Below are 26,135 nucleotides of genomic sequence, written 5' to 3' on the forward strand. Positions count from 1 at the left end.
ACCGGGCCAACGAAGAACTTTGAACCATGGCCACTATCCACGTAGACGGCAAAGCGCTCGAAGTCGATGGGGCGGACAACCTGTTACAGGCGTGTCTGTCACTAGGCCTCGACATCCCTTATTTCTGCTGGCACCCCGCTCTCGGTAGCGTCGGTGCCTGTCGCCAGTGCGCGGTCAAGCAGTACACCGACGAGAACGACACCCGTGGTCGTATCGTCATGTCCTGCATGACCCCGGCCACCGACAACACCTGGATCTCCATCGACGATGAAGAATCCAAGGCCTTCCGTGCCAGTGTTGTCGAATGGCTGATGACCAACCACCCTCACGACTGCCCGGTCTGTGAGGAAGGCGGTCACTGCCACCTGCAAGACATGACGGTGATGACCGGCCACAACGAGCGCCGTTATCGCTTCACCAAGCGCACCCACCAGAATCAGGACCTCGGCCCGTTCATCGCTCACGAGATGAACCGCTGCATCGCCTGCTACCGCTGCGTACGCTTCTACAAGGACTACGCCGGCGGCACCGACCTGGGCGTCTACGGCGCCCATGACAACGTGTACTTCGGTCGCGTTGAAGACGGCACCTTGGAAAGCGAGTTCTCCGGCAACCTCACCGAGGTCTGCCCGACCGGTGTGTTCACCGACAAGACTCACTCCGAGCGCTACAACCGCAAATGGGACATGCAGTTCTCGCCAAGCATCTGCCATGGCTGCTCCAGCGGTTGCAACATCTCCCCGGGCGAGCGCTATGGCGAACTGCGCCGCATCGAAAACCGCTACAACGGTTCGGTGAACCAGTATTTCCTCTGCGACCGTGGCCGCTTCGGTTATGGCTACGTCAACCGCAAGGATCGTCCACGCCAGCCACGCCTGGCCGACGGCACCCAGCTGACCCTGGACCAGGCCCTGGACCAGGCCGCCGACCTGCTGCGCGGTCGCAACATCGTCGGTATCGGCTCGCCTCGCGCCAGCCTGGAAAGCAACTACGCGCTGCGTGAACTGGTCGGCGCCGAGCACTTCTACAGCGGCATCGAAGCGTCTGAACTGGAGCGCATCCGCCTGGTTCTGCAGGTGCTGAACGACAGCCCGCTGCCGGTTCCGAACCTGCGGGAGATCGAAGACCACGACGCGATCTTCGTCCTTGGCGAAGACCTGACCCAGACCGCTGCCCGCATGGCCCTGGCCCTGCGCCAGTCGGTCAAGGGCAAGGCCGAGGAAATGGCCGACGCCATGCGCGTCCAGCCTTGGCTCGACGCTGCGGTGAAGAACATCGGCCAGCACGCGCTGAACCCGCTGTTCATTGCCAGCCTCGCTGAAACCAAGCTCGACGACGTCGCCGAGGAGTGTGTACACGCCGCTCCCGACGACCTGGCGCGCATCGGTTTCGCCGTGGCCCATGCCATCGACGCCAGCGCCCCTGCCGTGGAAGGCCTGGACAGCGAAGCCCTGGAACTGGCCAAGCGCATTGCCGACGCCCTGTTGGCGGCCAAGCGCCCACTGATCATTTCCGGTACTTCCCTGGGTTCCAAGGCGCTGATCGAAGCCGCAGCGAACATCGCCAAAGCCCTGAAGCTGCGCGACAAAGCCGGCTCCATCAGCCTGATCGTGCCAGAGGCCAACAGCCTCGGCCTGGCCATGCTCGGCGGCGAATCCGTGGACGCCGCCCTGCAGGCGGTAGTCGACGGTAAAGCCGACGCCATCGTGGTGCTGGAAAACGACCTGTACACCCGCACCGACGCGGCCAAGGTGGATGCGGCCCTCAGCGCGGCCAAGGTGGTGATCGTTGCCGATCACCAACAGACCGCGACCGTCGAGCGCGCGCACCTGGTGCTGTCGGCAGCCAGCTTCGCCGAAGGCGACGGCACCCTGGTCAGCCAGGAAGGTCGCGCCCAGCGCTTCTTCCAGGTCTTCGATCCGACCTACCTGGACGCCAGCATCATGGTCCACGAAGGCTGGCGCTGGCTGCATGCCCTGCGCAGCACCCTGCTGAACAAGCCGGTGGACTGGACCCAGCTGGACCACGTGACCGCTGCCTGCGCCGCGAGCACCCCGCAACTGGCCAGCATCGTCGATGCCGCACCTTCCGCAGCATTCCGTATCAAAGGCCTGAAACTGGCCCGCGAACCGCTGCGCTACAGCGGCCGTACCGCCATGCGCGCCAACCAGAGCGTGCACGAACCGCGTACCTCGCAAGACCCGGATACCGCCTTCGCCTACTCCATGGAAGGTTACTCGGGCTCCGCCGAGCCGCGCTCGCAAGTGCCATTCGCCTGGTCGCCGGGCTGGAACTCGCCGCAAGCCTGGAACAAGTTCCAGGACGAAGTCGGCGGCCACCTGCGTGCCGGTGACCCGGGTACTCGCCTGATCGAAAGCCAGGGCGACCGTCTGAACTGGTTCGCCAGCGTCCCGCGGGCCTTCTCTCCGGCCCAGGGCACTTGGCAAGCGGTGCCGTTCTATCACCTGTTCGGCAGCGAGGAGAACTCTTCGAAGGCCGCTCCGGTGCAGGAGCGCATTCCGGCGGCCTACGTGGCCCTGGCCAAGTCCGAAGCCGATCGCCTGGGCGTCAACGACGGTGCCCTGCTCGCAGTGAGTCTGGCTGGCCAGACCCTGCGTCTGCCGCTGCGCATCAACGAAGAGCTGGGTGCCGGCCTGGTGGGCCTGCCTGCCGGTCTGGCGGGCATTCCTCCGGCATTCTTTGGCAAATCCGTTGACGGTCTGCAGGAGGCGGCGCAATGAGTTGGTTTACCCCTGAAGTGATCGACGTGATCCTGACGGTCGTCAAGGCCATCGTGATCCTGCTGGCGGTGGTGATCGCCGGTGCGCTGCTGAGCTTCGTCGAACGTCGCCTGCTGGGCTGGTGGCAGGACCGTTACGGTCCGAACCGCGTTGGCCCGTTCGGCATGTTCCAGATCGCGGCCGACATGCTGAAGATGTTCTTCAAGGAAGACTGGACCCCGCCGTTTGCCGACAAGGTGATCTTCACCCTGGCACCGGTGGTCGCCATGTCCGCCCTGCTGATCGCCTTCGCGATCATCCCGATCACCCCGACCTGGGGCGTCGCGGACCTGAACATCGGCCTGCTGTTCTTCTTCGCCATGGCCGGTCTGTCGGTCTACGCGGTGCTGTTCGCCGGCTGGTCGAGTAACAACAAGTTCGCCCTGCTGGGCAGCTTGCGGGCCTCGGCCCAGACCGTGTCCTACGAAGTGTTCATGGGCCTGGCGCTGATGGGCATCGTGGCTCAGGTCGGTTCCTTCAACATGCGCGACATCGTCGAGTACCAGGCGCAGAACCTGTGGTTCATCATTCCGCAGTTCTTCGGCTTCTGTACCTTCTTCATCGCTGGCGTGGCCGTGACTCACCGTCACCCCTTCGACCAGCCAGAAGCGGAACAGGAACTGGCCGACGGTTACCACATTGAATACGCCGGCATGAAATGGGGCATGTTCTTCGTCGGTGAATACATCGGCATCATCCTGATCTCGGCGCTGCTGGTCACCCTGTTCTTCGGTGGCTGGCACGGTCCGTTCGGCATCCTGCCGCAACTGTCCTTCGTCTGGTTCGCCCTGAAGACCGCGTTCTTCATCATGCTGTTCATCCTGCTGCGCGCCTCTATCCCGCGCCCGCGCTATGACCAGGTGATGGACTTCAGCTGGAAATTCTGCCTGCCGCTGACCCTGATCAATTTGCTGGTGACCGCTGCGGTTGTGTTGTTGAACACGCCTGCGGGCGCGGTTCAGTGAGGATTTGACCCATGTTCAAATATATTGGCGACATCGTTAAGGGTACCGGTACCCAGTTGCGCAGCCTGGTGATGGTGTTCGGTCACGGCTTTCGCAAACGCGACACCCTGCAATACCCCGAAGAGCCGGTGTACCTGCCGCCACGCTACCGTGGCCGTATCGTCCTGACTCGCGACCCCGATGGCGAAGAGCGTTGCGTTGCCTGCAACCTGTGCGCCGTGGCCTGCCCGGTGGGTTGCATCTCGCTGCAGAAAGCTGAAACGGAAGACGGTCGCTGGTACCCGGAGTTCTTCCGCATCAACTTCTCGCGCTGCATTTTCTGCGGTCTCTGCGAGGAAGCCTGTCCGACCACCGCAATCCAGCTGACACCGGATTTCGAGATGGCCGAGTTCAAACGTCAGGACCTGGTTTACGAGAAAGAGGATCTCTTGATCTCCGGTCCCGGAAAGAACCCTGACTACAACTTCTATCGTGTTGCAGGTATGGCCATTGCCGGCAAGCCAAAAGGCGCCGCGCAGAACGAAGCCGAACCGATCAACGTGAAGAGCTTGCTGCCTTAAGGAAGAACGATGGAATTCGCTTTCTATTTCGCATCAGGTGTTGCCGTTGTTTCCACGCTGCGCGTGGTTACCAACACCAACCCTGTGCACGCCCTGCTCTACCTGATCATTTCGCTGATCGCCGTGGCCATGACCTTCTTCAGCCTCGGCGCGCCGTTCGCCGGCGCCCTGGAAGTGATCGCCTACGCCGGCGCCATCATGGTGCTGTTCGTGTTCGTGGTAATGATGCTGAACCTCGGCCCGGCCGCGGCTCAGCAAGAGCGCATCTGGCTCACGCCGGGCATCTGGATCGGCCCGGTGATCCTCGCCGCGCTGCTGCTGGCTGAACTGCTGTACGTACTGTTCAGCCACCAGAGCGGTGCCGGTATCGGTCAAACCACCGTCAGCGCCAAGGCCGTGGGCATCAGCCTGTTCGGCCCTTACCTGCTGGTGGTCGAACTCGCCTCGATGCTGCTGCTCGCCGCAGCCGTCACGGCGTTCCACTTGGGCCGCAACGAGGCGAAGGAGTAATACGATGCCTACTATCCCTCTCGGTACTATCCCGATGGAACATGGCCTGGCAGTTGCCGGCATCCTGTTCTGCCTCGGTCTGGTCGGCCTGATGGTCCGCCGTAACATCCTCTTCGTGTTGATGAGCCTGGAAGTGATGATGAACGCCTCGGCATTGGCCTTCATCGTTGCGGGCGCCCGCTGGGCGCAGCCGGATGGACAAGTGATGTTCATCCTGGTGATCAGCCTGGCAGCCGCCGAGGCCAGTATCGGCCTGGCGATCCTGCTGCAGCTGTACCGCCGCTTCCACACTCTCGATATCGATGCAGCCAGCGAGATGCGCGGATGAACCTTCTCTTTCTGACTTTCGTATTCCCCCTGATCGGTTTCCTGCTGCTGTCGTTCTCTCGGGGACGCCTCTCGGAAAACCTCTCGGCCCTGATCGGCGTCGGCTCCATTGGCCTGTCGGCCATCGTGGCCGCCTACGTGATCTGGCAATTCAACGTCGCGCCACCAGCGGATGGCCACTACACCCAGGTGTTGTGGCAGTGGATGTCGGTGGACGGTTTCGCGCCGAACTTCGCCCTGTACCTGGACGGCCTGTCCGTGACCATGCTGGGCGTGGTAGTGGGCGTGGGCTTCCTGATCCACCTGTTCGCGTCCTGGTACATGCGTGGTGAGGCCGGCTACTCGCGCTTCTTCGCCTACACCAACCTGTTTATCGCCAGCATGCTGTTCCTGGTCCTGGGCGATAACCTGCTGTTCCTGTACTTCGGCTGGGAAGGCGTGGGCCTGTGCTCCTACCTGTTGATCGGTTTCTACTACAGCAACCGCAACAACGGTAACGCCGCACTCAAGGCCTTTATCGTCACCCGGATCGGCGACGTGTTCATGGCCATCGGCCTGTTCATCCTGTTCCAACAGGTGGGCACGCTGAACGTCCAGGAACTGCTGGTGCTGGCTCCGCAGAAATTCCAGGCCGGCGATTTCTGGATCACCCTGGCGACCCTGATGCTGCTGGGCGGCGCCGTGGGCAAATCCGCGCAACTGCCACTGCAGACCTGGCTGGCGGACGCGATGGCTGGTCCGACCCCGGTTTCGGCACTGATCCACGCCGCAACCATGGTGACCGCCGGTGTCTACCTGATCGCCCGTACCCACGGCCTGTTCACCCTGGCGCCGGAAATCCTGCACCTGGTGGGCCTGGTAGGTGGCGTGACCCTGGTACTGGCCGGCTTCGCCGCGCTGGTGCAGACCGACATCAAGCGGATCCTCGCCTACTCCACCATGAGCCAGATCGGCTACATGTTCCTGGCCCTGGGCGTTGGCGCCTGGGACGGCGCGATCTTCCACCTGATGACCCACGCCTTCTTCAAGGCCCTGCTGTTCCTGGCCTCCGGTGCGGTGATCGTTGCCTGCCACCACGAGCAGAACATCTTCAAGATGGGCGGCCTGTGGAAGAAACTGCCTCTGGCCTACGCCAGTTTCATCGTCGGCGGCGCCGCACTGGCGGCCCTGCCTCTGGTGACCGCAGGCTTCTACTCCAAGGACGAGATCCTCTGGGAAGCCTTCGCCAGCGGCAACCACGGCCTGCTGTACGCCGGTCTGGTGGGTGCGTTCATGACCTCGCTGTACACCTTCCGCCTGATCTTCATCACCTTCCACGGTGAAGCCAAGACCGAAGCCCACGCCGGCCACGGGATTTCCCACTGGCTGCCGCTGGTGGTGCTGATCGTGCTGTCCACCGGGATCGGCGCGATGATCACTCCGCCCCTGCATGGTGTGCTGCCGCTGAGCGCCGGTCATGCCGGTGGCGAAGCCAAGCACAGCCTGGAAATCGCCTCGGGTGCCATCGCCCTGGCCGGTATCCTGCTGGCCGCCCTGTTGTTCCTTGGCAAGCGTCGCGTTGTGACCGCCATCGCCAGCAGTGGCATCGGGCGTCTGCTCTCGGCCTGGTGGTTCGCCGCCTGGGGCTTCGACTGGATCTACGACAAACTGTTCGTCAAGCCATACCTGGCCATCAGCCATGTACTGCGCAAGGACCCGCTCGATCAGACCATCGGTTTGATCCCGCGTATGGCCAAAGGGGGTCACAACTCCCTGAGCCGTACCGAGACCGGTCAACTGCGTTGGTACGCCGCCTCGATGGCAGCCGGTGCCGTGCTGGTCATCGGCGCCATTGTGCTGGTAGCGGTCTGATATGAACCTTGCGAACTTGCGAAAGGAATTGAGCCCGTCATGATTCTGCCTTGGCTAATCCTGATCCCCTTCATCGGCGGCCTGCTGTGCTGGCTGGGTGAGCGCTTCGGCGCCACCCTCCCCCGCTGGATTGCGCTGTTGACCATGACCCTGGAACTCGCCCTCGGCCTCTGGCTGTGGGCCCACGGTAACTATTCATATGCTCCGGCGCCTGGCGTCGATCCGACTTGGGCCATCGAGTTCAAGCACCAGTGGATCGAGCGCTTTGGCATCAACGTGCACCTGGCCCTCGACGGCCTGTCGCTGTTGATGGTGCTGCTGACCGGTCTGCTGGGTATCCTCTCGGTACTCTGCTCCTGGAAAGAGATCCAGCGCCATGTGGGCTTCTTCCACCTGAACCTGATGTGGATCCTGGGCGGTGTGGTCGGCGTGTTCCTCGCGCTGGACCTGTTCATGTTCTTCTTCTTCTGGGAAATGATGCTGGTGCCGATGTACTTCCTCATCGCGCTCTGGGGTCACAGCTCGGCAGACGGCAAGAAAACCCGGATCTACGCAGCGACCAAGTTCTTCATCTTCACTCAGGCTTCCGGCCTGATCATGCTGGTGGCGATCCTGGGCCTGGTACTGGTCAACTTCAACAACACCGGGGTCATCACCTTCGATTACGCCCAGTTGCTGAAGACCAAGATGTCCACCGCCACCGAGTACATCCTGATGCTCGGCTTCTTCATCGCCTTCGCGGTGAAGCTGCCGGTGGTGCCGTTCCACTCTTGGCTGCCTGACGCTCACGCCCAGGCACCGACTGCCGGTTCCGTGGACCTGGCGGGCATCCTGTTGAAGACCGCGGCCTACGGCTTGCTGCGTTTCGCCCTGCCGCTGTTCCCCAACGCCTCGGCAGAGTTCGCACCGATCGCCATGACCCTGGGTCTGATCGGGATCTTCTACGGTGCCTTCCTGGCCTTCGCCCAGACCGACATCAAGCGCCTGATCGCCTTCTCCAGCGTTTCCCACATGGGCTTCGTGCTGATCGGTATCTACTCCGGCAGCCAGCAAGCCCTGCAGGGCGCGGTGATCCAGATGCTGGCCCACGGTGTTTCGGCAGCCGCGCTGTTTATCCTCAGCGGCCAGCTGTACGAGCGCACCCATACCCGCGACATGCGTGAAATGGGCGGTCTGTGGTCGCGTATCGCCTACCTACCGGCCATCAGCCTGTTCTTCGCGGCCGCCTCCCTGGGCCTGCCGGGCACCGGCAACTTCGTCGGCGAGTTCCTGATCCTGATCGGTACCTTCGTCAGCGCTCCTTGGATCACCGCGATCGCAACGTCCGGCCTGGTGTTCGGTTCGGTGTACTCGCTGATCATGATCCACCGTGCCTACTTCGGCCCGTCCAAGTCGGATGCGGTGCTCCATGGCATGGATGCTCGCGAACTGATCATGGTGCTGGGACTGGCGGTCCTGCTGATCTACATCGGCGTGTACCCGCAACCGTTCCTCGATACCTCTGCCGCCACCATGCATGGCGTGCAGCAATGGCTCAGCACCGCCTTCACTCAACTCGCTTCGGCCCGGTAAGAGCGCTATGGACTTTACGATTCAACACTTTATAGCCCTGGCGCCGCTGCTGATCACCAGCGCCACCCTTGTGGTGGTGATGCTGGCGATCGCCTGGCGGCGCAACCACGCCCAGACCTTCCTGCTGTCGGTGGCCGGTCTGAACCTGGCATTGCTGTCGATTTTCCCGGTGCTGAAAGTGGCACCGCTGGCAGTGACCCCGCTGTTGCAGATCGACCAGTTCGCCTGCCTGTACATGGCCCTGATCCTGGTGGCCACCCTGGCCTGCGTCACCCTGGCACACGCCTACCTGGGCGACGGCAGCAGCGGCTACCCGGGCAACCGTGAAGAGCTGTACCTGCTGATCCTGCTGGCCGCCGCTGGTGGCCTGGTACTGGTCAGCGCGCAGAACCTGGCCGGCCTGTTCATCGGCCTGGAGCTGCTCTCGGTACCGGTCTACGGGCTGGTGGCCTACGCCTTCTTCAACAAGCGCTCCCTGGAAGCCGGCATCAAGTACATGGTGCTGTCGGCCGCCGGTTCGGGCTTCCTGTTGTTCGGCATGGCCCTGCTCTACGCCGAAGCCGGCAGCCTGAGCTTCAGCGGCATCGGCCAGGCCCTGGCCGCCACCGGGCTGCCAAGCCCGCTGGCACAACTGGGCCTGGGCATGATGCTGATCGGCCTGGCCTTCAAGCTGTCGCTGGTTCCGTTCCACCTGTGGACCCCGGACGTCTATGAAGGCGCTCCGGCTCCGGTTGCAGCGTTCCTGGCCACCGCCAGCAAGGTGGCGGTGTTCGCGGTGCTGGTGCGTCTGTTCCAGCTCTCGCCAGTGGCCAGCAGCGGCGTCCTGAGCAACGTGCTGACGGTGATCGCCATTGCCTCGATCCTGGTAGGCAACCTGTTGGCGCTGACCCAGAGCAACCTCAAGCGTCTGCTGGGTTACTCGTCCATCGCTCACTTCGGTTACCTGCTGATCGCCCTGGTGGCGAGCAAGGGCCTGGCCATGGAAGCCATCGGCGTGTACCTGGTCACCTACGTGATCACCAGCCTTGGCGCCTTCGGCGTGATTACCCTCATGTCCTCGCCGTACAAAGGCCGTGACGCCGACGCGCTGTACGAGTACCGCGGCCTGTTCTGGCGCCGTCCGTACCTGACCGCCGTGCTCACCGTGATGATGCTGTCCCTGGCCGGCATCCCGCTGACCGCGGGCTTCATCGGCAAGTTCTACATCATCGCTACCGGTGTCGAAGCGCACCAATGGTGGCTGGTCGGTTCCCTGGTCATGGGCAGCGCCATCGGCGTCTTCTACTACCTGCGCGTGATGGTCACCCTGTACCTGATCGAGCCGAACCTGCGCCGCGTCGACGCCCAACTGCACTGGGAACAGAAAGCCGGTGGCGTCATGCTGCTGGCCATCGCGGTCCTGGCGTTCTTCCTCGGCGTATACCCACAGCCGCTGCTGACCCTGGTCCAGCACTCCGGCCTGGCGGGTTGATCGCTTAGGTTTCAACGCAACAAACAGAACGGCACCTTCGGGTGCCGTTTTGCATTTCAGGGCCCTGCCCTCCCCTCTTCCCAGCGAAACTCGGAATCGCCCTTCCTGTCACGTCGACCCGGTCCGACATTCAGCCCGACGCCGCGGGCATAAACTGTTGCCAGATCAAACGCGGCGCTCCGCGGGCCTTGACCAAAGCTGTAGCGTCACCCAGTCTATACGCAGGAAGCGTATGAAATGAATGCTCTGTTTATTGAACTGCCGGCATTTGCACGATACCGAAGGGACTTCCTTGACGACGAGTTGTTCTGCGAACTGCAGATCGAGTTGCTGCGCCACCCGCACGCGGGAGTGCTGATTCAGGGCACTGGCGGCTTGCGCAAGATGCGTTTCATCGATGAGCGACGCAACAAGGGCAGGCGTGGCGGGCTGAGGGTGATCTATTACTGGTGGTCCGGAGGGGCGCAGTTCTGGCTCTTCACCCTGTTCGATAAGGAGCAGATGGACGACCTGCTACCGCAGCAGCGACAACAGCTCAAACAACTGCTGGAACGTGAAATCGAGGCCAGAAGACATGACCAAACGTGACATCTTTTCCGAACTGGTAGAAGGCATCGACGCCCTCACCCAGGAGCGCCAGGGCAAGATCACCCTGCGCAGCCATAAAGTGAAGCTGGACAAGCTGCCCCCCATCACTGCCACCGAGGTGATGAACATCCGCCAGCAACTCAATCTCTCGCGCTCGGTATTCGCCATGTACCTGCGCACCAACACCCGCACCCTGGAGAACTGGGAACAGGGCCGTGCCACACCCAATGCCCAGGCCACCACCCTGATCCGCCTGGTGCAACGCTACCCCGATACCGTGGAGCGCCTAGCCTCGCTGGCCTGAGCACGCAGGCACTGATCTACGGGCAACAAAAAACCCGCACCAGGCGGGTTTCTTGTTGCAGCAAACGCCAACTTAGTCAGCCAGGCGCCAGGTCGTACCGCCCTTGCCGTCTTCCAGAATCACGCCCATGGCGGTGATCTGATCGCGAATACGGTCGGACTCAGCCCAATCCTTGTTGGCACGGGCCGCCAGACGGGCCTGGATCAGCGCCTCGACTTCTGCCGCATCAACCCGGCCTTCGGCGCCGGCCTGCAGGAAGTCGTCGGCTTCCAATTGCAGAACACCCAGCACGCTGGCCAGTTCTTTCAGACGTGCCGCCAAACCCGCCGCCGCGTCGATATCGCTTTCGCGCAGGCGGTTGATCTCACGCACCATCTCGAACAGTACAGCACAGGCTTCCGGAGTACCGAAGTCGTCATTCATCACCTGGGTGAAACGTTCGACAAAGGCTTCGCCACCGGCCGGCGCCACTTTCGGCAGCCCCTTGAGCGCATGGTAGAAGCGCTCCAACGCGCCCTTGGCGTCCTTGAGGTTGTCTTCCGAGTAGTTGATGGCGCTGCGGTAGTGGCTGGCCACCAGCAGATAACGCACCACTTCTGGATGGTACTTGTCGAGCACGTCGCGAATGGTGAAGAAGTTGTTCAAGGACTTGGACATCTTCTCGCCATTGATGCGGATCATGCCGCAGTGCATCCAGGCATTGGCGTAGGTCTTGCCGGTCGCCGCCTCGCTCTGGGCAATCTCGTTCTCGTGATGCGGGAACTCCAGGTCGCTGCCGCCACCATGAATGTCGAAAGTCTCGCCCAGGCAGCAGGTGGACATCACCGAGCACTCGATATGCCAACCCGGACGACCGTCCCCCCAAGGCGACGGCCAGCTTGGCTCACCCGGCTTGGCAGCTTTCCACAGGACGAAGTCCAATGGATCCTGCTTTGACTCGCCCACTTCGATCCGCGCGCCGATGCGCAGGTCTTCGATCTTCTTGCGCGACAGCTTGCCGTAGCCCATGAACTTGCCGACGCGGTAGTACACGTCGCCATTGCCCGGCGCATAGGCGTAGCCCTTGTCGATCAGGGTCTGGATCATCGCGTGCATGCCAGGGATGTGATCGGTGGCACGCGGCTCCATGTCCGGCTTGCGGATATTCAGCCGCGCCTCGTCCTCATGCATCGCCGCGATCATGCGCTCGGTCAAGGCCTCGAAGGACTCACCGTTCTCATTGGCGCGATTGATGATCTTGTCGTCGATGTCGGTGATGTTGCGCACGTACGTCAGGTCATAACCGCTGAAACGCAGCCAGCGGGTAATCAGGTCGAAGGCCACCATGCTGCGGCCGTGCCCCAGGTGGCAGTAGTCGTACACGGTCATGCCGCACACGTACATGCGCACCTTGTTGCCATCCAGCGGCTTGAAGACTTCTTTGCTCTTGGTGAGCGTGTTGTAGATCGTTAGCACGTTAGTTCCTTGACTGAATCACTGACCCCAGGAGTCGCGCAGGGTCACGGTACGGTTGAATACCGGAGCACCGGGCTTCGAGTCCTTGATATCCGCGCAGAAGTAGCCTTCGCGCTCGAACTGGAAACGGTCTTCCGGCTGTGCGTTGCCCAACGAGGGTTCGGCACGACAACCAGTGAGCACTTGCAGGGAGTCAGGGTTGATGTTGTCCAGGAAACTCGCGCTGTCCTCGGCCTTCTCCGGGTTCGGAGAACGGAACAGACGATCGTACAGGCGCACTTCGCACTCGATGCTGGCAGCGGCCGGCACCCAGTGGATCACGCCCTTGACCTTGCGGCCTTCAGGGTTCTTGCCCAGGGTGTCCGGATCGTAGGAGCAACGCAGCTCGACGATATTGCCCTCGGCATCCTTGATCGCTTCGTCGGCGCGGATCACGTAGCTGCCGCGCAGACGCACTTCACCGTTCGGCTCCAGGCGCTTGTAGCCTTTGGGCGGCTCTTCCATGAAGTCGTCACGGTCGATGTAGATTTCACGAGCGAACGGCAGCTGGCGCACGCCCAGTTCTTCTTTCTGCGGATGACGCGGCAGTTCGAGGTTCTCGACCTGGTCTTCCGGGTAGTTGGTGATCACGACTTTCAACGGACGCAGCACGCACATGGCGCGCGGGGCATTCGCGTCGAGGTCCTGGCGGATGCTGAATTCCAGCATGCCGTAGTCGACCACGCCGTCGGAGCGGTTGGTGCCAACCATCTCGCAGAAGTTGCGGATCGACGCCGGCGTGTAGCCACGACGACGGAAGCCCGACAGGGTCGACATGCGCGGATCGTCCCAGCCATTGACGTGCTGCTCGTCCACCAGTTGCTTGAGCTTGCGCTTGCTGGTGATGGTGTAGTTCAGGTTCAGGCGGCTGAATTCGTACTGACGCGGGTGCGCCGGTACCGGCAGGTGCTCGAGGAACCACTCATACAGCGGACGATGGCTTTCGAACTCCAGGGTGCAGATCGAGTGGGTGATGCCCTCGATGGCGTCCGACTGACCGTGGGTGAAGTCGTAGTTGGGGTAGATGCACCACTTGTCACCGGTCTGGTGGTGATGAGCGTGACGGATCCGGTACATGATCGGGTCGCGCAGGTTCATGTTCGGCGAGGCCATGTCGATCTTGGCCCGCAGCACGCGGGCGCCGTCCGGGAACTCGCCGGCGCGCATGCGGGCGAACCAGTCCAGGTTCTCTTGCACCGAACGCTCGCGGAACGGGCTGTTCTTGCCAGGCTCGGTGAGGCTGCCGCGGTATTCCTTGGCCTGTTCAGGGGTCAGGTCGCAGACATAGGCCTTGCCCGCCTTGATCAGTTCCACGGCCCAGTCGTGCAGCTGGTCGAAGTACTGCGAGGCATAACGCACTTCGCCGGACCACTCAAAACCCAGCCACTTGACGTCGCTTTCAATGGCGTCGATGTACTCCTGGTCTTCCTTGGCCGGGTTGGTGTCGTCGAAACGCAGGTGCGTGACGCCGCCGAACTCCTGGGCCAGACCGAAGTTCACGCAGATCGACTTGGCGTGACCGATGTGCAGGTATCCATTGGGCTCCGGAGGGAAGCGGGTCACGATCTGTGTGTGCTTACCCGAGTCCAGATCCGCCTGGATGATCGGGCGCAGGAAGTTGACCGGCACGGCCGGTCCAGTCTTGGAATTCGAGGTAGGGTCGACAGTGGGCTTGCTCATAGGATCCTTGAACGTACAAGTGCGCGGCCGGACGCGGCCTGATAAATCAAAACGGGTATCATAGCCGATGCTGTCAAGCGCCTGACAGAGCGCAGCTTTAAAACTGCGGCGATTAATGGCCCGGCAGTGAAAAAACAGCCTCGAATTTCGCGGTTGTCACGCTAAACTGCGCTCCTTGGCTGCAGGATGGCCAAATCGGTGCGGACCGCATGCGTGCCCCGCCCCCCAGGATTTTCTTGAAATCGCTTTTCCTTATAAAGAGTACCGACCATGACCCAAGTCAAACTGACCACCAACCACGGCGAGATCGTGCTGGAACTGAACGCCGAGAAAGCCCCGTTGACCGTGGCCAACTTCGTCGAATACGTGAAAGCCGGTCACTATGAAAACACCGTATTTCACCGCGTCATCGGTAACTTCATGATCCAGGGCGGCGGCTTCGAACCTGGCATGAAAGAAAAGAAAGACAAGCGTCCAAGCATCCAGAACGAAGCGGACAACGGCCTTTCCAACGACAAGTACACCGTCGCCATGGCCCGCACCATGGAGCCGCATTCGGCTTCCGCGCAATTCTTCATCAACGTTGCCGACAACAGCTTCCTCAACCACAGCGGCAAGACCGTTCAAGGCTGGGGCTACGCAGTATTCGGTAAAGTGATCGCCGGCACCGAAGTGGTCGACAAGATCAAAGGCGTGGCCACCACCATGAAAGCCGGCCACCAGGACGTACCCGCAGAAGACGTGATCATCGAGAAAGCCGAGATCATTGAGTGATACTGCTGATTTCAGATTTGCATCTGATTGATACACGCCCGGACATTACCCGGGCGTTTCTGGATTTACTCGGTGGGCGCGCTCGCGCCGCCGAGGCGCTGTACATCCTCGGGGACTTTTTCGAGGTATGGATCGGCGACGATGCCATGACCCCCTTCCAACTTTCCATTTGCCAGGCACTGCGGGAGCTGAGCGACAGCGGTACGCAGGTTTTCCTCATGCACGGCAATCGCGATTTCATGCTTGGCCAAGCCTTTTGCAAGGCGGCCGGCGCCACCCTGCTCAAGGACCCCAGCGTCGTCGACTTTTACGGTGAACCGGTATTGCTGATGCATGGCGATAGCCTGTGTACCCGCGACGAAGCCTACATGCGCATGCGCCGCTACCTGCGCAACCCGCTGAGCCTGTGGATTCTGCGGCACCTGCCGTTGCGCACCCGGCGCAAGCTGGCGCGCAAGCTGCGCAACGAAAGCCAGGCCCAGACCCGCATGAAGGCCAACGACATTGTCGACGTGACCCCGGACGAAGTACCGCGGATCATGCGCGAACATGGAGTCGGCACCCTGGTTCACGGCCATACCCACCGCCCGGCGATTCACAAGCTGCAGATTGGCGAGCAGGCCGCCAAGCGCATTGTGCTGGGGGATTGGGACCGTCAGGGATGGGCGTTGCAGGTGGACGAGCAAGGCTTCCAACTGGCTGCGTTCGATTTCGTGCCCACCCAGTTGGCGTTGCCGGACTCGCCTTGAGCGGCGCTTCTTTCGCTGGCACGCCGGCTCCTGCAACAAGGTCATTAGTGTAGGAGCCGGCTTGCCGGCGAAGCGGCCAGCCGGCCTTGCATGACCCTTGCGGACGCCTTCGCTGGCAAGCCCGCGCCTACGGCAATGGGCGTCAATGCCCCGCCGAAGCCGGGCCGGCCTTGGCGGCGAAGGGTGGCTTGGCCAGCCACACCAGCAGAATCAGGCCCATGAAGCCCCAGCCCAGCAAGGTGAAATAGTCCACGGTCGAGAGCATGTACGCCTGGCTGGTCAGGACTTGATCCAGTTGCGCGTAAGCCTTGCTGCTCGCTCCACCCAGATTGTTCAGCGCATCCCGGGTCACCGGATCGAAGATGCTCATGCTCTCACTCATGTAGGCATGGTGCTGATCGGCCCGGCGAATCCAGATCCAGGTCGTCAGCGACGCCGCAAAGCTACCCCCCAGCGTCCGCAGGAAGGTCGCCAGGCCAGCGCCGTCGGCGATCTGGTGCGGCGGCAGATCGGACATCAGGATGCTCAGGGTCGGCATGAAGAACAGCGCCACGCCAATCCCCATGAACAGCTGCACCAAGGCGATGTGCTGGAAGTCCACCTCATTGGTGAAACCGGCACGCATGAAGCAGCTCAGGCCAATGGCCAGGAACGCCAGCCCCGCCAGCAGGCGCAGGTCGAACCTGTGGGCGTACTTGCCGACAAAGGGCGACATCAGCACCGGCAGGATGCCGATCGGCGCCACTGCCAGCCCGGCCCAGGTGGCGGTATAGCCCATCTGGGTCTGCAACCATTGCGGCAGGATCAGGTTGATCCCGAAGAACCCGGCGTAACCGCCCACCAGCACAATGGTGCCGATGCGGAAGTTGCGATGGGCGAACAGCCGCAGGTTGACCACCGGATGACGATCGGTCATTTCCCAGATCACGAACACCGCCAGGGCAATCACCGAGATCAGCGTGCCGACGATGATGAAGTTGGACTCGAACCAGTCCAGGTCATTGCCCTTGTCGAGGACGATCTGCAAGGCCCCCACCCCGACGATCAGGCTCAGCAAACCGATGTAGTCCATCGGCTGTCGGCTGGTGACCACCGGCCGCGCCTTCAATTGCTGCTGCACCACCCAGGCGGCGAACAGACCAATCGGCACGTTGATGAAGAAGATCCATGGCCAGCTGTAGCTATCGGTGATCCAGCCACCGAGTATCGGCCCGGCAATCGGCGCCACCACCGTGACCATCGCCAGCAGCGCCAGGGCCATGCCCCTCTTCGCCGGTGGGTAGACGGCAATCAGCAAGGTCTGGGTCATCGGGTACAGCGGGCCCGCCACCACCCCTTGCAGCACGCGAAAACCGACGAGCTCGGGCATCGAGGTGGAAATGCCGCACAGGAACGAGGCCAGCACGAACAGCAGCGTGGCCCAAATAAACAGCTTCACCTCGCCAAAACGCCGGCTCAGCCAGCCGGTCAGCGGCAAGGCGATGGCGTTGCTCACGGCGAACGAGGTAATCACCCAGGTGCCCTGTTCCGAACTCACCCCGAGGTTGCCGGAGATGGTTGGCAACGCCACGTTGGCGATGGTGGTATCGAGCACCTGCATGAAGGTCGCCAGGGACAGGCCGATGGTGCTCAGCAGCAGGCTGGGCGGCTTGAAAGATGCGTTATTGCTCATCGCGAATCCTTTGGAACAGGGCAGGCACCCCGGCCGTCAGGCAGGCCGGGGTCGACGGATTGGCGAATCAGCGCTGGGCGGTCTTGCCGATGGCCGCGCTGTTGTCGTGAATCAGGCGGGCAATCAGCGTATCGGCCTCACCCAACTGACGGTCGTAGACATTGGTGCTGAAAGACGCCTTTTGCGGAGGCTGCTGGGCCAATACCGGGCCGCTCTGGTCCCGCAGGTTGACGTTCACCAGAGTCGACAGGCCAACCCGCAGCGGATGCTTGGCCAGCTCTTCGGCATTCACGTGGATACGCACCGGCACCCGCTGCACGATCTTGATCCAGTTGCCGGTGGCATTCTGTGCCGGCAGCAAGGCGAAGGCGCTGCCCGTACCGGCACCGAGGCTATCGATGGTGCCGCTGTACTTCACATCGCTGCCGTAGATGTCCGCTTCGATCTCGACCGCCTGACCGATGCGCATGTCCCGCAGCTGGGTTTCCTTGAAGTTGGCGTCGATCCACAGCTGGTCGAGGGGAATCACCGCCATCAGCGCGGTGCCCGGCTGGACCCGCTGCCCCAGTTGCACGGTGCGCTTGGCCACATAGCCGGTCACCGGCGCAATCAGGGTACTGCGGGCATTGTTCAGGTAGGCCTGACGCAGTTGCGCAGCCGCGGCCTGCACATCCGGATGATTGGAAACCACGGTGTCATCCACCAGCGCGTTGGTGGTGTTGAGTTGCTGCTGGGCATTGGCCAGGGCGTTTTGCGCCGAGGTCAGGTCATCGCGAGCGTGGGACAGTTCTTCCTGGGAAATCGCTCCGCTGGCCGCCAGGTTCTTGCGCCGACTGAAGTTCTCCTGAGCCTTCTGCACTTCGGCTTTCTGCGCCGCCACCTGGGCCCGCATGCCATCGACGTTGCTGTACAGGCCGCGCACCTGGCGCACCGTGCGCGCCAGATTGGCCTCGGCACTCTGCAGGCCGACCTGGGCGTCGTTGGGGTCGAAGTTGATCAGCACCTGGCCCTCATGCACCAGGTCGCCGTCGTCGGCACCGATGCTGACCACGGTGCCGGTGACCAGCGGGGTGATCTCCACCACGTTGCCGTTCACGTAGGCATCGTCGGTGCTTTCATTCCAGCGCCCGTAGAGTTCATGCCAGGCGAACACGCCCAGGCCACCCAGGATGACCAGGGCCGTGAGCCCCAGCAACATGACTTTGCGCTTGCGCGATTGAGCGCCGTCCGGGGTGTTTTCGGTTGTTTGAGTGTCGGCAGTGGCCATGACGAATACCTCGAATTATTTAGTCTGCGGGGCTGGGGTCGGGTTGGCCGAAGCCAGGTTCTGGGCGCCGAAGCCGCCCCCCAACGCCTGCATCAGTTGGATCGACAGATCAATCTGCTGGGCGTTCAGCGTGGCCAGCTGACGCTGGGCCTGGAGCAACTGCTGCTCGATGCTCAGCACATCCAGGTAGTTGCCGATACCGGAACCGAAGCGCTGGACCACGGTGTTGTAGGAGTCCCGGGCAATGTCCGTGGCATGTTGCTGGGCGACGATCTGCCGCCCGATATCCCGCAGCTGCGAGATGCTGTCGCTGACATCCCCCAGGGCGGTCACCAGGGTCTTGTTGTACTGCGCCACCGCCAGGTCGTAGTCGGCGTCCCGGGCATCTAGGTCCGCGCGCAGGCGCCCACCGTCGAAAATCGGCAGCGAAACGGTCGGCGCAATGCTGAAGAAGCGGCTGGCGGAGCCGAACATCGCATCCCCCAGCAACGACTCGGCGCCGGCGCTGGCGCTCAGGTTGAGGTTGGGATAGAAGCGGGTTTTGCTGGCGTCGATGTTCTTGCTCGCCGCTTCCACCCGCCAGCGCGCCGCTACCAGATCGGGCCGGCGCCCCAACAGTTCGGCGGGCAAGGTCGAAGGCAGGGCCACGGCACTGGCCTGCAGAACCTTGGGCCGGACGATGTCGTCGGCCCGGCCCGGGCCTTTGCCCAGGAGCACCGCGAGGGTGATCCTGGCGCTCTGCAGCTGCTTCTCGGCGTCGATCAGACTGGCCTGGGCACTGGCCTCCAGGCTTTCGGTCTGCTGGTACTGGTACTGGCTGTCGATCCCGGAATCCAGGCGGCGCCGACTCAGATCGAGCATCTGCCGGGTCCGCTTGAGGTCTTCGTCGGCCAGGTCATGGACGATATGTGCCCGCCCCAGGTCGCTGTAGGCCCTGGCCACATCGGCGGCCAGGGTCAGGCTGGCGGCCTGGCGGTCGATCTCGGCGGCGCGGGCCTGACCCAGCGCGGCCTCCCAGGCCGCACGCTGGCCGCCCCAGAGATCGAAGTTGTAATTGAAGGTGGCGCTGATGTTGCGCACCGTGGAATAGGCACCGCCCTGACCCAGCGGGTCCTGGTCACGGGCCAGACGCGAACGGCTGACGCCGGCGCTGGCATCCAGGGTCGGCATCCGCTCGGCATCGGCGGCATAGGCCGCGGCGCTGGCCTGATGGGCCCGGGCGCTGGCGATCTGCATGTCCGGGCTGTCCCGCAGGGCTTCCAGGATCAGGCCATCGAGCTGGCTATCGCCCAGGCTTTTCCACCAGTCGCGTTGCGGCCAGGCCGCCGGCGAGAGCTTCACGCCATTGAGCGACTGACCGGTTGCCAGGCTGTGTGCCTCAAGGTTGACGCCGGAAGTCGCCAGGCCACTGTAATTGGCACAACCGGCCAGGCTCATGGCCAACAGCACCAGGCTGACACGTGTACGCAAGGTTTTACTGCTCATTTTTCACCTAAGCGCAGGACAGTGATCGGGTCACCGGCTGCCAGCAAAATTTTCTTGAGGATCTGTTCCAGGGTGCGCAACTCGTCGGGCGTGATGGCACCGGCCAGCTGGTTCATTGCATTGGCGCCGATGTAGGGCAGCCGATCGGCGAGCTTCTGCCCCTCCTCGGTCAGCACCAGGCGCACTTGGCGCCGGTCGCCTTCCGAGCGTTTGCGGGCAAGGAAATCCTTCTGTTGCAGACGATCGAGCATGCGGGTCATCGAACCGCTGTCCAGGGACAGGTGACGACACAACTCGGCCGGGGTATCGACCCCGAACTGGGCCATGATGATCAGCACCTTGAACTGCGCCGCCGTGATGCCGTGGGGCTCCATGTGCGTGTCGATGATCCGGTCCTTGAGCAAGGCGGCACGCCCCAGCAACAGGCCGAGATGGCAATTATGAAAGTCGTCGGGTTCGAAATGCTTCATCTGACCACCAATTAGCTGCCTAGGCAGAGAGTGTGTGTCGAGATATTACTGCCTAGGCAGAGAATGTCAACGCAGTAGTTAGCTTGCTCTTTATTTGCTTGATAAACGGCGCAGCACGCCGCCTTGAACGCAGCGCAGGTCCGGAGCGAGGGAGGAAGCCAGGTGAACGGGAGGCGTTGCGCCTCCCGGCGGCAGGACTTAGAAGTCGCGCTTGTAGAAGATGTCCAGGGAGCTGGCAAAGCCGCTGGCCGCTTCCAGGTAGACCTTCTTACTCAGTTTGTAGCGCAGGGCGATGGTGCTGGCCGGCTCGAATACCCCGACGCCATAGCGCAGGCTGAGCTTCTCGGAAATATTGCCGCTGGCCACCACGCTGGTGCTGTTGCCGCTGCCCTGGGTATCGAGCTGGAAGTCCTGAATCCCCAGGTTCTTGGCAATGCTGCCGGTGAGTTCGGAGCTGCCCATCAGCCCCAGCCCCAAGGCGGCCTGGGCCAGCATGTTGTTGTCCTCGCCGGTGGAGCTCAGCGGCCGTCCCAGCACCAGATAGGACAACGCCTGCTCCTGGCTCATGGCCGGTTCGGAGAAGATCTGCGTCGCCGGTTGCTCGGCACTGCCGCTGAGGCGGATGCCGGCGATCACGTTGTCGGTCTGGCGCACCGCTTCGATGTCCAGGTACGGCTGGTCGATGGGACCGGCGAACAGCAACCGCGCCCGCCGTACCGTCAGGCGCTGGCCGTAGGCGCGGTAGCGGCCATCGTTGAGCCACAGCTCGCCGCGGGTGTCCATGTTGTCGCCGATATGCACGTGGCCCTGCAGGTTGGCGGTCAGACCGAAGCCGGCAAAACTGAGTTTGTCCTGCCCCACCTCAACATCGATGTTCATCGCCATGGCCATGGGCTTTTGCCCCTCTTCGGTCTGCTGACCGACGATGACCGTGTCGTCGGACACCTTGACCGTGGACGGCGGCAGTTCACGCACGGTGATCTGGCCCCTGGGAATCAACACCTTGCCATCGATCGCCAGCTTGTCGTCGCGCAGCGAGATCTTCAGATCCGGCGCCACTTCCAGCGCCGCATAGGGCTCGACCGTCACCGGCAGCTGCGTGCCCTTGAGACTCAGGTCCACCATCAGCGCCCGGCCCCAGGCCAGGTTGCCAGTGAGGCTGCCCTGCCCGGACTTGCCGCTTTTCCAGCCGCCATCCAGGCGCACGCTCTCGCCCATGATCTGTGCGGTCAATTGCAGGTCTTCGAGGCTGGTGGGCAGCTCCGAGCCGGACACCAGTCCGTCACTGAGCTGCAGGTTGCCATTGACCTGAGGCGCCAACAGCCCGCCCGACAGGCGACCACTGCCATTCAGGTTGCCGCCAAGCTTCTCCACCATGGGCACGAAGGGCCGCGCCACCGACAGGTCCAGGCCCGTGAGGCGAAACTCCCCGGACAGGGGTTTGTTCCTCGCCAGCGGATTGATCTGCGCCTGCACCATCAACTGCCCCAGCTTGCCGCCCTCGAACTGCAACTGGGTATCGATGCGCCGCGGGTTGAGGCGGGTATCGAGCTTCAGCGCCTGATAGGGGAAGTCCAGCCACTGATCCTTGTCCTTGACCCGCAAGGTGCCACCACTGGCGTCCAGGACGACCTGCCCCTTGGGCCCGCTGGCCGGCAGATCCAGCTGCACCTCGGCATTGAGCAGGCCTTTCCAGGCGAAATCCTTGGGCAGCCATTGGGCCAGGCTGTCGATGGGGAAGCGCTTGAGGTGATAACGCAGCTTCGGATCAGGCATCAAGCGTTGGTCTTCACCGCACAGGCTGGCATCGCCACTGACCCAGCAGTGGGCACCGAAGTTGAGAGTGCCGCTGGCCAGCCGCTCGAGTTTGGCCGGGCCTTGCAGCTTCCAGTCCTGGCCGCCGCTCTGCACCTCGCCATTGGCCAGGCGCCCACGCCAGTTGCCCTGGTCCAGGGTGCCGTCCAGTCCCAGGGCCAGCTTCAGCAAGGGGCCTTGCAGATCCAGTTGCAGGGCCTGTTGCTTGATATCGCCCTGGCCGGCCAGGGTCAGGGTGCCAAGCTGAGTGTCCCCCGCCTGAATCCCACTGCCCTTGAGCTCCACCCGAGCCTTTTGTGCACCATCGAGCGTGGCATTCAGCTTGAGGTTTTGCAGGCGGTTCTCGGCAAAGGCCAATTGCTGCCCCGCAAGATCCACCTTGCCCTGGGGCGCCTTGAGCGTCCCTGCCAGCTCCACCCGACCAGTGAGCTGCCCGCGCAACTGCGGCCAGAGCTGGCCCAGCCGTGGCAGCTTGATGTCCAGTTGTCCGGCCAGCTTCTGCTGCAGGCTGCCCGTCCCCTTGATGCTGTTGTCACCGAGGCGGATGTCCAGCGCACTCAGCTGCCACTGCTCTCCCGCGCCGTCGGCCTTGGCCTGCAACAGCGCCGGCTGCCCTCGCAGGCGGCCCTTGAGGTCAAGGTCGGCAGTGAGCTTGAGCTGTTCATTCTTCATTTCACCCTGACTGCGCAACGGGCCGGCCAGGGTCCCGGGCAACTCCGCCAGCCAATAGGCCGGATTGATCGCCGACAGGTCCAGGGCCGTGTCCCAGGCCACGCCATCGGCAAATTGCAGGTTCAGGTGACCTTCGGCCTTGCCTTGCCCCGCCACCAGCTTGAACTGCGGCAGGTAGATTTTGCTCAGGTCGCCACTGAACGGGCTGCTCAGGCTGAAGGCGCCGGCCGGACCGTCCAGGTCGCCCTTGAAGTTGCCCAGGTAATGACCGTCGCGATAAGCCACCTCGGCGTCGAAGCTGCGGACCCGCACGGCCGGCTCATCGATCAGCGGATACAGGCGGTGCCAGGGGAAATCCAGCCAGGCGAGCTTGGCCTCGGCGGAAAAACCTTCGCTCCAGTCCAGTTGCCCGCTGAGCTTGAGGTGCTGCTTGTCGCTGGCATTCAGGTCCAGAGCGGCAATCTGCGCCCCCTTGGCGTCGACCTTGCCCGAAAGCACCAGGGCCACCGGCCCCTGCTCCGCTGGCAGGCTGGCCTTGCCAGCAAGCTGGTAGCCGCTTTTCAGGTCGCCGTTGCCGGTCAGTTCCAGCTGATCCAGCTGCAGGGTGTCCGGCAGATCGGCGCTGGCCTTGAAACCATCGGCAGTGATCCGCACCTCTGCCGGCAGATTCTCCGCCAATGGCTGCAATTGACCGCTCAATTGCCCTTGCAGGTAGCCGCTGCTGTCGGCATGCAGCTTCAGGGTCTTGAGCAGGTCGCCTTCCACCTTCAGCGCCAGGGACCAGGGGCCGCCACCGGGAGCCGGCAAAGCGAGGGTGCCCTGGGCGGTCAAGGGCCAGTCGCCAGCCGGTTGCAACAGCCCGGAAAGGGCCAGGCTCAAGTCATCGCGCTGCAACTGCAGCGAGTCGATCTGCAGGCCTTGCGCGGTCCAGTGCGCCGACAGTTGCAAGCCCTTGAGCTGTTCACTGCCGTTGAGCAGCAGGCTGCCGATCTGCACCTGGCCCAGTTCGATGGCCAGTGGCAGTTTCAGCTGCGGCAGGCTGATGGGAGCGGAATCTGTTTCTTCTTCGGCACCGGGCGGCAATTGCAGGCTGACCTGCTCGGCCTGCAATTGTTCGATGCACAGGGTGCGGCGCAGCAGGCAGGCCGGAGACCAGGCGAACTTCACCAGGCTGAGCTCGACTCGATTGTCGCCCTGTTGCCAGAGCAGGTGATCGGCGCTCCATTGGCCGCCGAGGCGGCCATCGAAATGCACCAGGGTCAGCCCCGGCACCCGAGCCAGGGCCCAGCGACTGCCGGCCTGGGTCCCCAGCACGGTGGTTACCGCCAGGATGATCAGGATCACCAGCGCAAGGACCGCCAGTAGCGTTATCTTCAAACCACGCTTCAAAGCTCTGGCCCCATGGAAAAGTGCAAACGAATACCGCCGTCATCATTCATCGCGTGGGCCAGGTCGACCCGGATCGGCCCGACCGGCGAGACCCAGCGCAAGCCCACGCCCACCCCGGTCTTGAGGTTCGGCAGTTCCAGTTTATTGAAGGAGTTACCCTGGTCGACGAAGGTTGCGATCCGCCATTTCTCGGCAATGGAGTATTGGTACTCGACGCTGCCGGCCACCATGTAGCGGCCACCAATGCGATCGCCTTCGGCGTTTTCCGGCGACAGGGTCTGGTAGTCGTAACCGCGCACGCTCTGGTCGCCACCGGCAAAGAAGCGCAGGGACGGCGGAATCGACTTGTAGCCGTTGGTGGCGCTGCCCCCGAACTGCACCCGGCCAAGAAACCGGTGATTGTCCCAGGCCGTGGTCAGGCCCTTGAGCAGCACCGTGCCGTACAACAGATTGGTGTCGGAACCCACGCCTTCCTTGGCCAGCTTGGTGTCGAACTGGATGCGATAGCCGTTGTGCGGATCGATGCGGTTGTCGCTGCGCAGGTAGGAATAGGTCAGACCGGGCATCAGCAGATTACTCAGACCCGAGTCGTCTCCGAGGCGGTATTCCTCGCGTTGATACTTCAGCGACACCACCCGCTGCCAGCCGCTGGGCAACTTGCTGTGCCACTCGGGGCCCACCGTGAGCAACTTGCTCAGGGTGTCGGTGCCGGCGAGCTCTTCGTTCTGGTAACCCCCGGCGAAGCGCAACTTGTCGGTCAGCGGCGGATCCAGGGGAATGTCGTACCACAGGCCGACGTTCTGCCGGGGCGCCGAGACTTCCGCCTCCCAGCCGTAACTGTGGCCCTGGGGATTGACCCAGTGTCGAGTCCAGTTGGCCTTGACCCGGGGACCGACGTCGGTGGAGTACCCCAAACCCAGCCCCATGGTCCGCGGCTTGCGCGTCTCCAGCTGAACCGCCACCGGAATCACTTGGTGTTCGGCGGCCGAGGGGGCGGCGTCCACCCGCACGCCTTCGAAATAGCCGCTGGACTGTAGCGCCTGGTTGAGTTCGGCGATCAGCTCCGAGTCATAGGGTGCACCGCTCTTGAAGGGCACCATGCGCCGCAGCAGGTCTTCATCGAACAGCGAATCCCCGGTGAAGCTGACCTTGCCCAGGGCGTAGCGCGGGCCGCTGTCGTACACCAGTTCGATGTCGGCGACGCCGGCCAGCGGGTCCACCGAGAGTTGCTGGCGAGTAAAGCGCCCGCTAAAGAAACCGTAGCGCGAGGCCTGGTTCTGGATCAGGCGCTTGGCGTCTTCATAATGGCCATGATTGAGCACCGCGCCCGGTTTGAGCTGCTCGCTGTCGGGGGTGCGAAAAGACTTGAGGGAAGCTGCCGGGCCTTCGACGCGGATCGTGACATTGCGCAGGTGCACCGGCTCGCCGGGATCGATGCGCAGCAGCAGACGGGGCTTGTCGCCACCGCGCACTTCGCTCTGGATATGGGGCTGGTAGTAGCCCAGGGCCTGGGCGGCTTTCTTCGCCTGCTCCTCGGCTCCCCGGCTGAACCGCAGCAGGGCTTGCTCATCGCGATCACCGACATCGCCAATGTAACCCTCCACATTGGCCTTCAGCTCATCATTGGCGGGCTTTACCCTGACATCCAATTCGCTCTGCGCCAGCGCCGCACAGCTTGTGAACAACAGCAAAAAGCCGCTGGTAAATCTTCCTGGAAACTTCATAGGCGCGGATGCTATC

20 protein-coding genes are annotated in these 26,135 nt (G+C 62.8%); 12 read left to right on the plus strand and 8 right to left on the minus strand.

Annotated features, from left to right (window positions below):
* The first annotated feature begins 26 nt into the window (after positions 1-26).
* The 10 genes from nuoG to PST29_RS19550 all read left to right on the plus strand — a co-directional run bounded on the left by nuoG (position 27) and on the right by PST29_RS19550 (position 10,928).
* Positions 27-2,741 carry an NADH-quinone oxidoreductase subunit NuoG gene (nuoG, locus tag PST29_RS19505; RefSeq protein WP_060840136.1) on the plus strand — a complete coding sequence of 905 codons (2,715 nt, stop codon included), beginning with the start codon at positions 27-29 and terminating at the stop codon, positions 2,739-2,741.
* Entirely contained in the window at positions 2,738-3,745 is a 1,008-nt protein-coding gene (gene nuoH, locus PST29_RS19510) for an NADH-quinone oxidoreductase subunit NuoH (RefSeq protein WP_060840137.1), read from the plus strand. Before nuoG ends, nuoH begins: the two co-directional genes overlap by 4 nt.
* Before the next feature lie 11 nt (positions 3,746-3,756).
* Positions 3,757-4,305, plus strand: coding sequence for an NADH-quinone oxidoreductase subunit NuoI (gene nuoI, locus PST29_RS19515; RefSeq protein ID WP_060840138.1), 549 nt, complete (start codon positions 3,757-3,759; stop codon positions 4,303-4,305).
* A 9-nt stretch (positions 4,306-4,314) separates the two neighbouring features.
* A complete protein-coding gene (gene nuoJ / locus PST29_RS19520) occupies positions 4,315-4,815 on the plus strand; it encodes an NADH-quinone oxidoreductase subunit J (RefSeq protein ID WP_011062192.1) in 501 nt (166 codons plus the stop codon).
* A gap of 4 nt (positions 4,816-4,819) precedes the next feature.
* Positions 4,820-5,143, plus strand: coding sequence for an NADH-quinone oxidoreductase subunit NuoK (gene nuoK, locus PST29_RS19525; protein ID WP_016964784.1), 324 nt, complete (start codon positions 4,820-4,822; stop codon positions 5,141-5,143).
* Entirely contained in the window at positions 5,140-6,993 is a 1,854-nt protein-coding gene (gene nuoL, locus PST29_RS19530; RefSeq protein ID WP_060844108.1) for an NADH-quinone oxidoreductase subunit L, read from the plus strand. Before nuoK ends, nuoL begins: the two co-directional genes overlap by 4 nt.
* 39 nt (positions 6,994-7,032) lie before the next feature.
* Entirely contained in the window at positions 7,033-8,565 is a 1,533-nt protein-coding gene (gene nuoM, locus PST29_RS19535) for an NADH-quinone oxidoreductase subunit M (protein WP_016965722.1), read from the plus strand.
* 7 nt (positions 8,566-8,572) lie between these two features.
* Positions 8,573-10,036 carry an NADH-quinone oxidoreductase subunit NuoN gene (nuoN, locus tag PST29_RS19540; RefSeq protein ID WP_015636299.1) on the plus strand — a complete coding sequence of 488 codons (1,464 nt, stop codon included), beginning with the start codon at positions 8,573-8,575 and terminating at the stop codon, positions 10,034-10,036.
* Between the two features lie 237 nt (positions 10,037-10,273).
* Entirely contained in the window at positions 10,274-10,624 is a 351-nt protein-coding gene (locus PST29_RS19545; RefSeq protein WP_060840140.1) for a hypothetical protein, read from the plus strand.
* Entirely contained in the window at positions 10,611-10,928 is a 318-nt protein-coding gene (locus tag PST29_RS19550; RefSeq protein WP_060840141.1) for a helix-turn-helix domain-containing protein, read from the plus strand. Before PST29_RS19545 ends, PST29_RS19550 begins: the two co-directional genes overlap by 14 nt.
* Before the next feature lie 72 nt (positions 10,929-11,000).
* On the opposite strand, the gene cysS is transcribed toward PST29_RS19550, so the two are convergent.
* Positions 11,001-12,383, minus strand: a complete 1,383-nt coding sequence (gene cysS, locus PST29_RS19555; protein ID WP_060844109.1) for a cysteine--tRNA ligase — start codon at positions 12,381-12,383, stop codon at positions 11,001-11,003.
* An 18-nt stretch (positions 12,384-12,401) separates the two neighbouring features.
* On the minus strand, positions 12,402-14,102 hold the full coding sequence (locus tag PST29_RS19560) for a glutamine--tRNA ligase/YqeY domain fusion protein (protein ID WP_060844110.1): 1,701 nt from the start codon (positions 14,100-14,102) through the stop codon (positions 12,402-12,404).
* A 270-nt stretch (positions 14,103-14,372) separates the two neighbouring features.
* On the opposite strand from PST29_RS19560, the gene PST29_RS19565 reads away from it, so the two are divergent.
* Both PST29_RS19565 and PST29_RS19570 read left to right on the plus strand, forming a co-directional pair.
* The gene (locus tag PST29_RS19565) at positions 14,373-14,876 is read left to right on the plus strand and encodes a peptidylprolyl isomerase (protein ID WP_060840144.1); all 504 of its coding nucleotides are present in this window, start codon (positions 14,373-14,375) and stop codon (positions 14,874-14,876) included.
* Positions 14,873-15,625 carry a UDP-2,3-diacylglucosamine diphosphatase gene (locus PST29_RS19570; RefSeq protein ID WP_060840145.1) on the plus strand — a complete coding sequence of 251 codons (753 nt, stop codon included), beginning with the start codon at positions 14,873-14,875 and terminating at the stop codon, positions 15,623-15,625. The genes PST29_RS19565 and PST29_RS19570 overlap by 4 nt, the downstream gene beginning before the upstream one ends.
* A 142-nt stretch (positions 15,626-15,767) precedes the next feature.
* Here PST29_RS19570 and PST29_RS19575 read toward each other — a convergent pair whose 3' ends face one another.
* The 6 genes from PST29_RS19575 to PST29_RS19600 all read right to left on the minus strand — a co-directional run bounded on the left by PST29_RS19575 (position 15,768) and on the right by PST29_RS19600 (position 26,119).
* On the minus strand, positions 15,768-17,297 hold the full coding sequence (locus PST29_RS19575; RefSeq protein WP_060840146.1) for a DHA2 family efflux MFS transporter permease subunit: 1,530 nt from the start codon (positions 17,295-17,297) through the stop codon (positions 15,768-15,770).
* Positions 17,298-17,364: 67 nt separating this feature from the next.
* Entirely contained in the window at positions 17,365-18,564 is a 1,200-nt protein-coding gene (locus PST29_RS19580; RefSeq protein WP_060844111.1) for an HlyD family efflux transporter periplasmic adaptor subunit, read from the minus strand.
* Positions 18,565-18,579: 15 nt separating this feature from the next.
* Positions 18,580-20,049 (minus strand): efflux transporter outer membrane subunit, encoded by a 1,470-nt coding sequence (locus PST29_RS19585; protein WP_060840148.1) that lies wholly within the window; start codon positions 20,047-20,049, stop codon positions 18,580-18,582.
* Positions 20,046-20,519, minus strand: coding sequence for a MarR family winged helix-turn-helix transcriptional regulator (locus tag PST29_RS19590; RefSeq protein WP_016965731.1), 474 nt, complete (start codon positions 20,517-20,519; stop codon positions 20,046-20,048). Before PST29_RS19590 ends, PST29_RS19585 begins: the two co-directional genes overlap by 4 nt.
* Before the next feature lie 198 nt (positions 20,520-20,717).
* The gene (locus PST29_RS19595) at positions 20,718-24,395 is read right to left on the minus strand and encodes a translocation/assembly module TamB domain-containing protein (RefSeq protein ID WP_060844112.1); all 3,678 of its coding nucleotides are present in this window, start codon (positions 24,393-24,395) and stop codon (positions 20,718-20,720) included.
* On the minus strand, positions 24,392-26,119 hold the full coding sequence (locus PST29_RS19600; RefSeq protein WP_060844113.1) for an autotransporter assembly complex protein TamA: 1,728 nt from the start codon (positions 26,117-26,119) through the stop codon (positions 24,392-24,394). Before PST29_RS19600 ends, PST29_RS19595 begins: the two co-directional genes overlap by 4 nt.
* Between the last annotated feature and the right edge of the window lie 16 nt (positions 26,120-26,135).

This window comes from Pseudomonas sp. St29, assembly GCF_001547915.1.
Lineage (GTDB): Bacteria > Pseudomonadota > Gammaproteobacteria > Pseudomonadales > Pseudomonadaceae > Aquipseudomonas.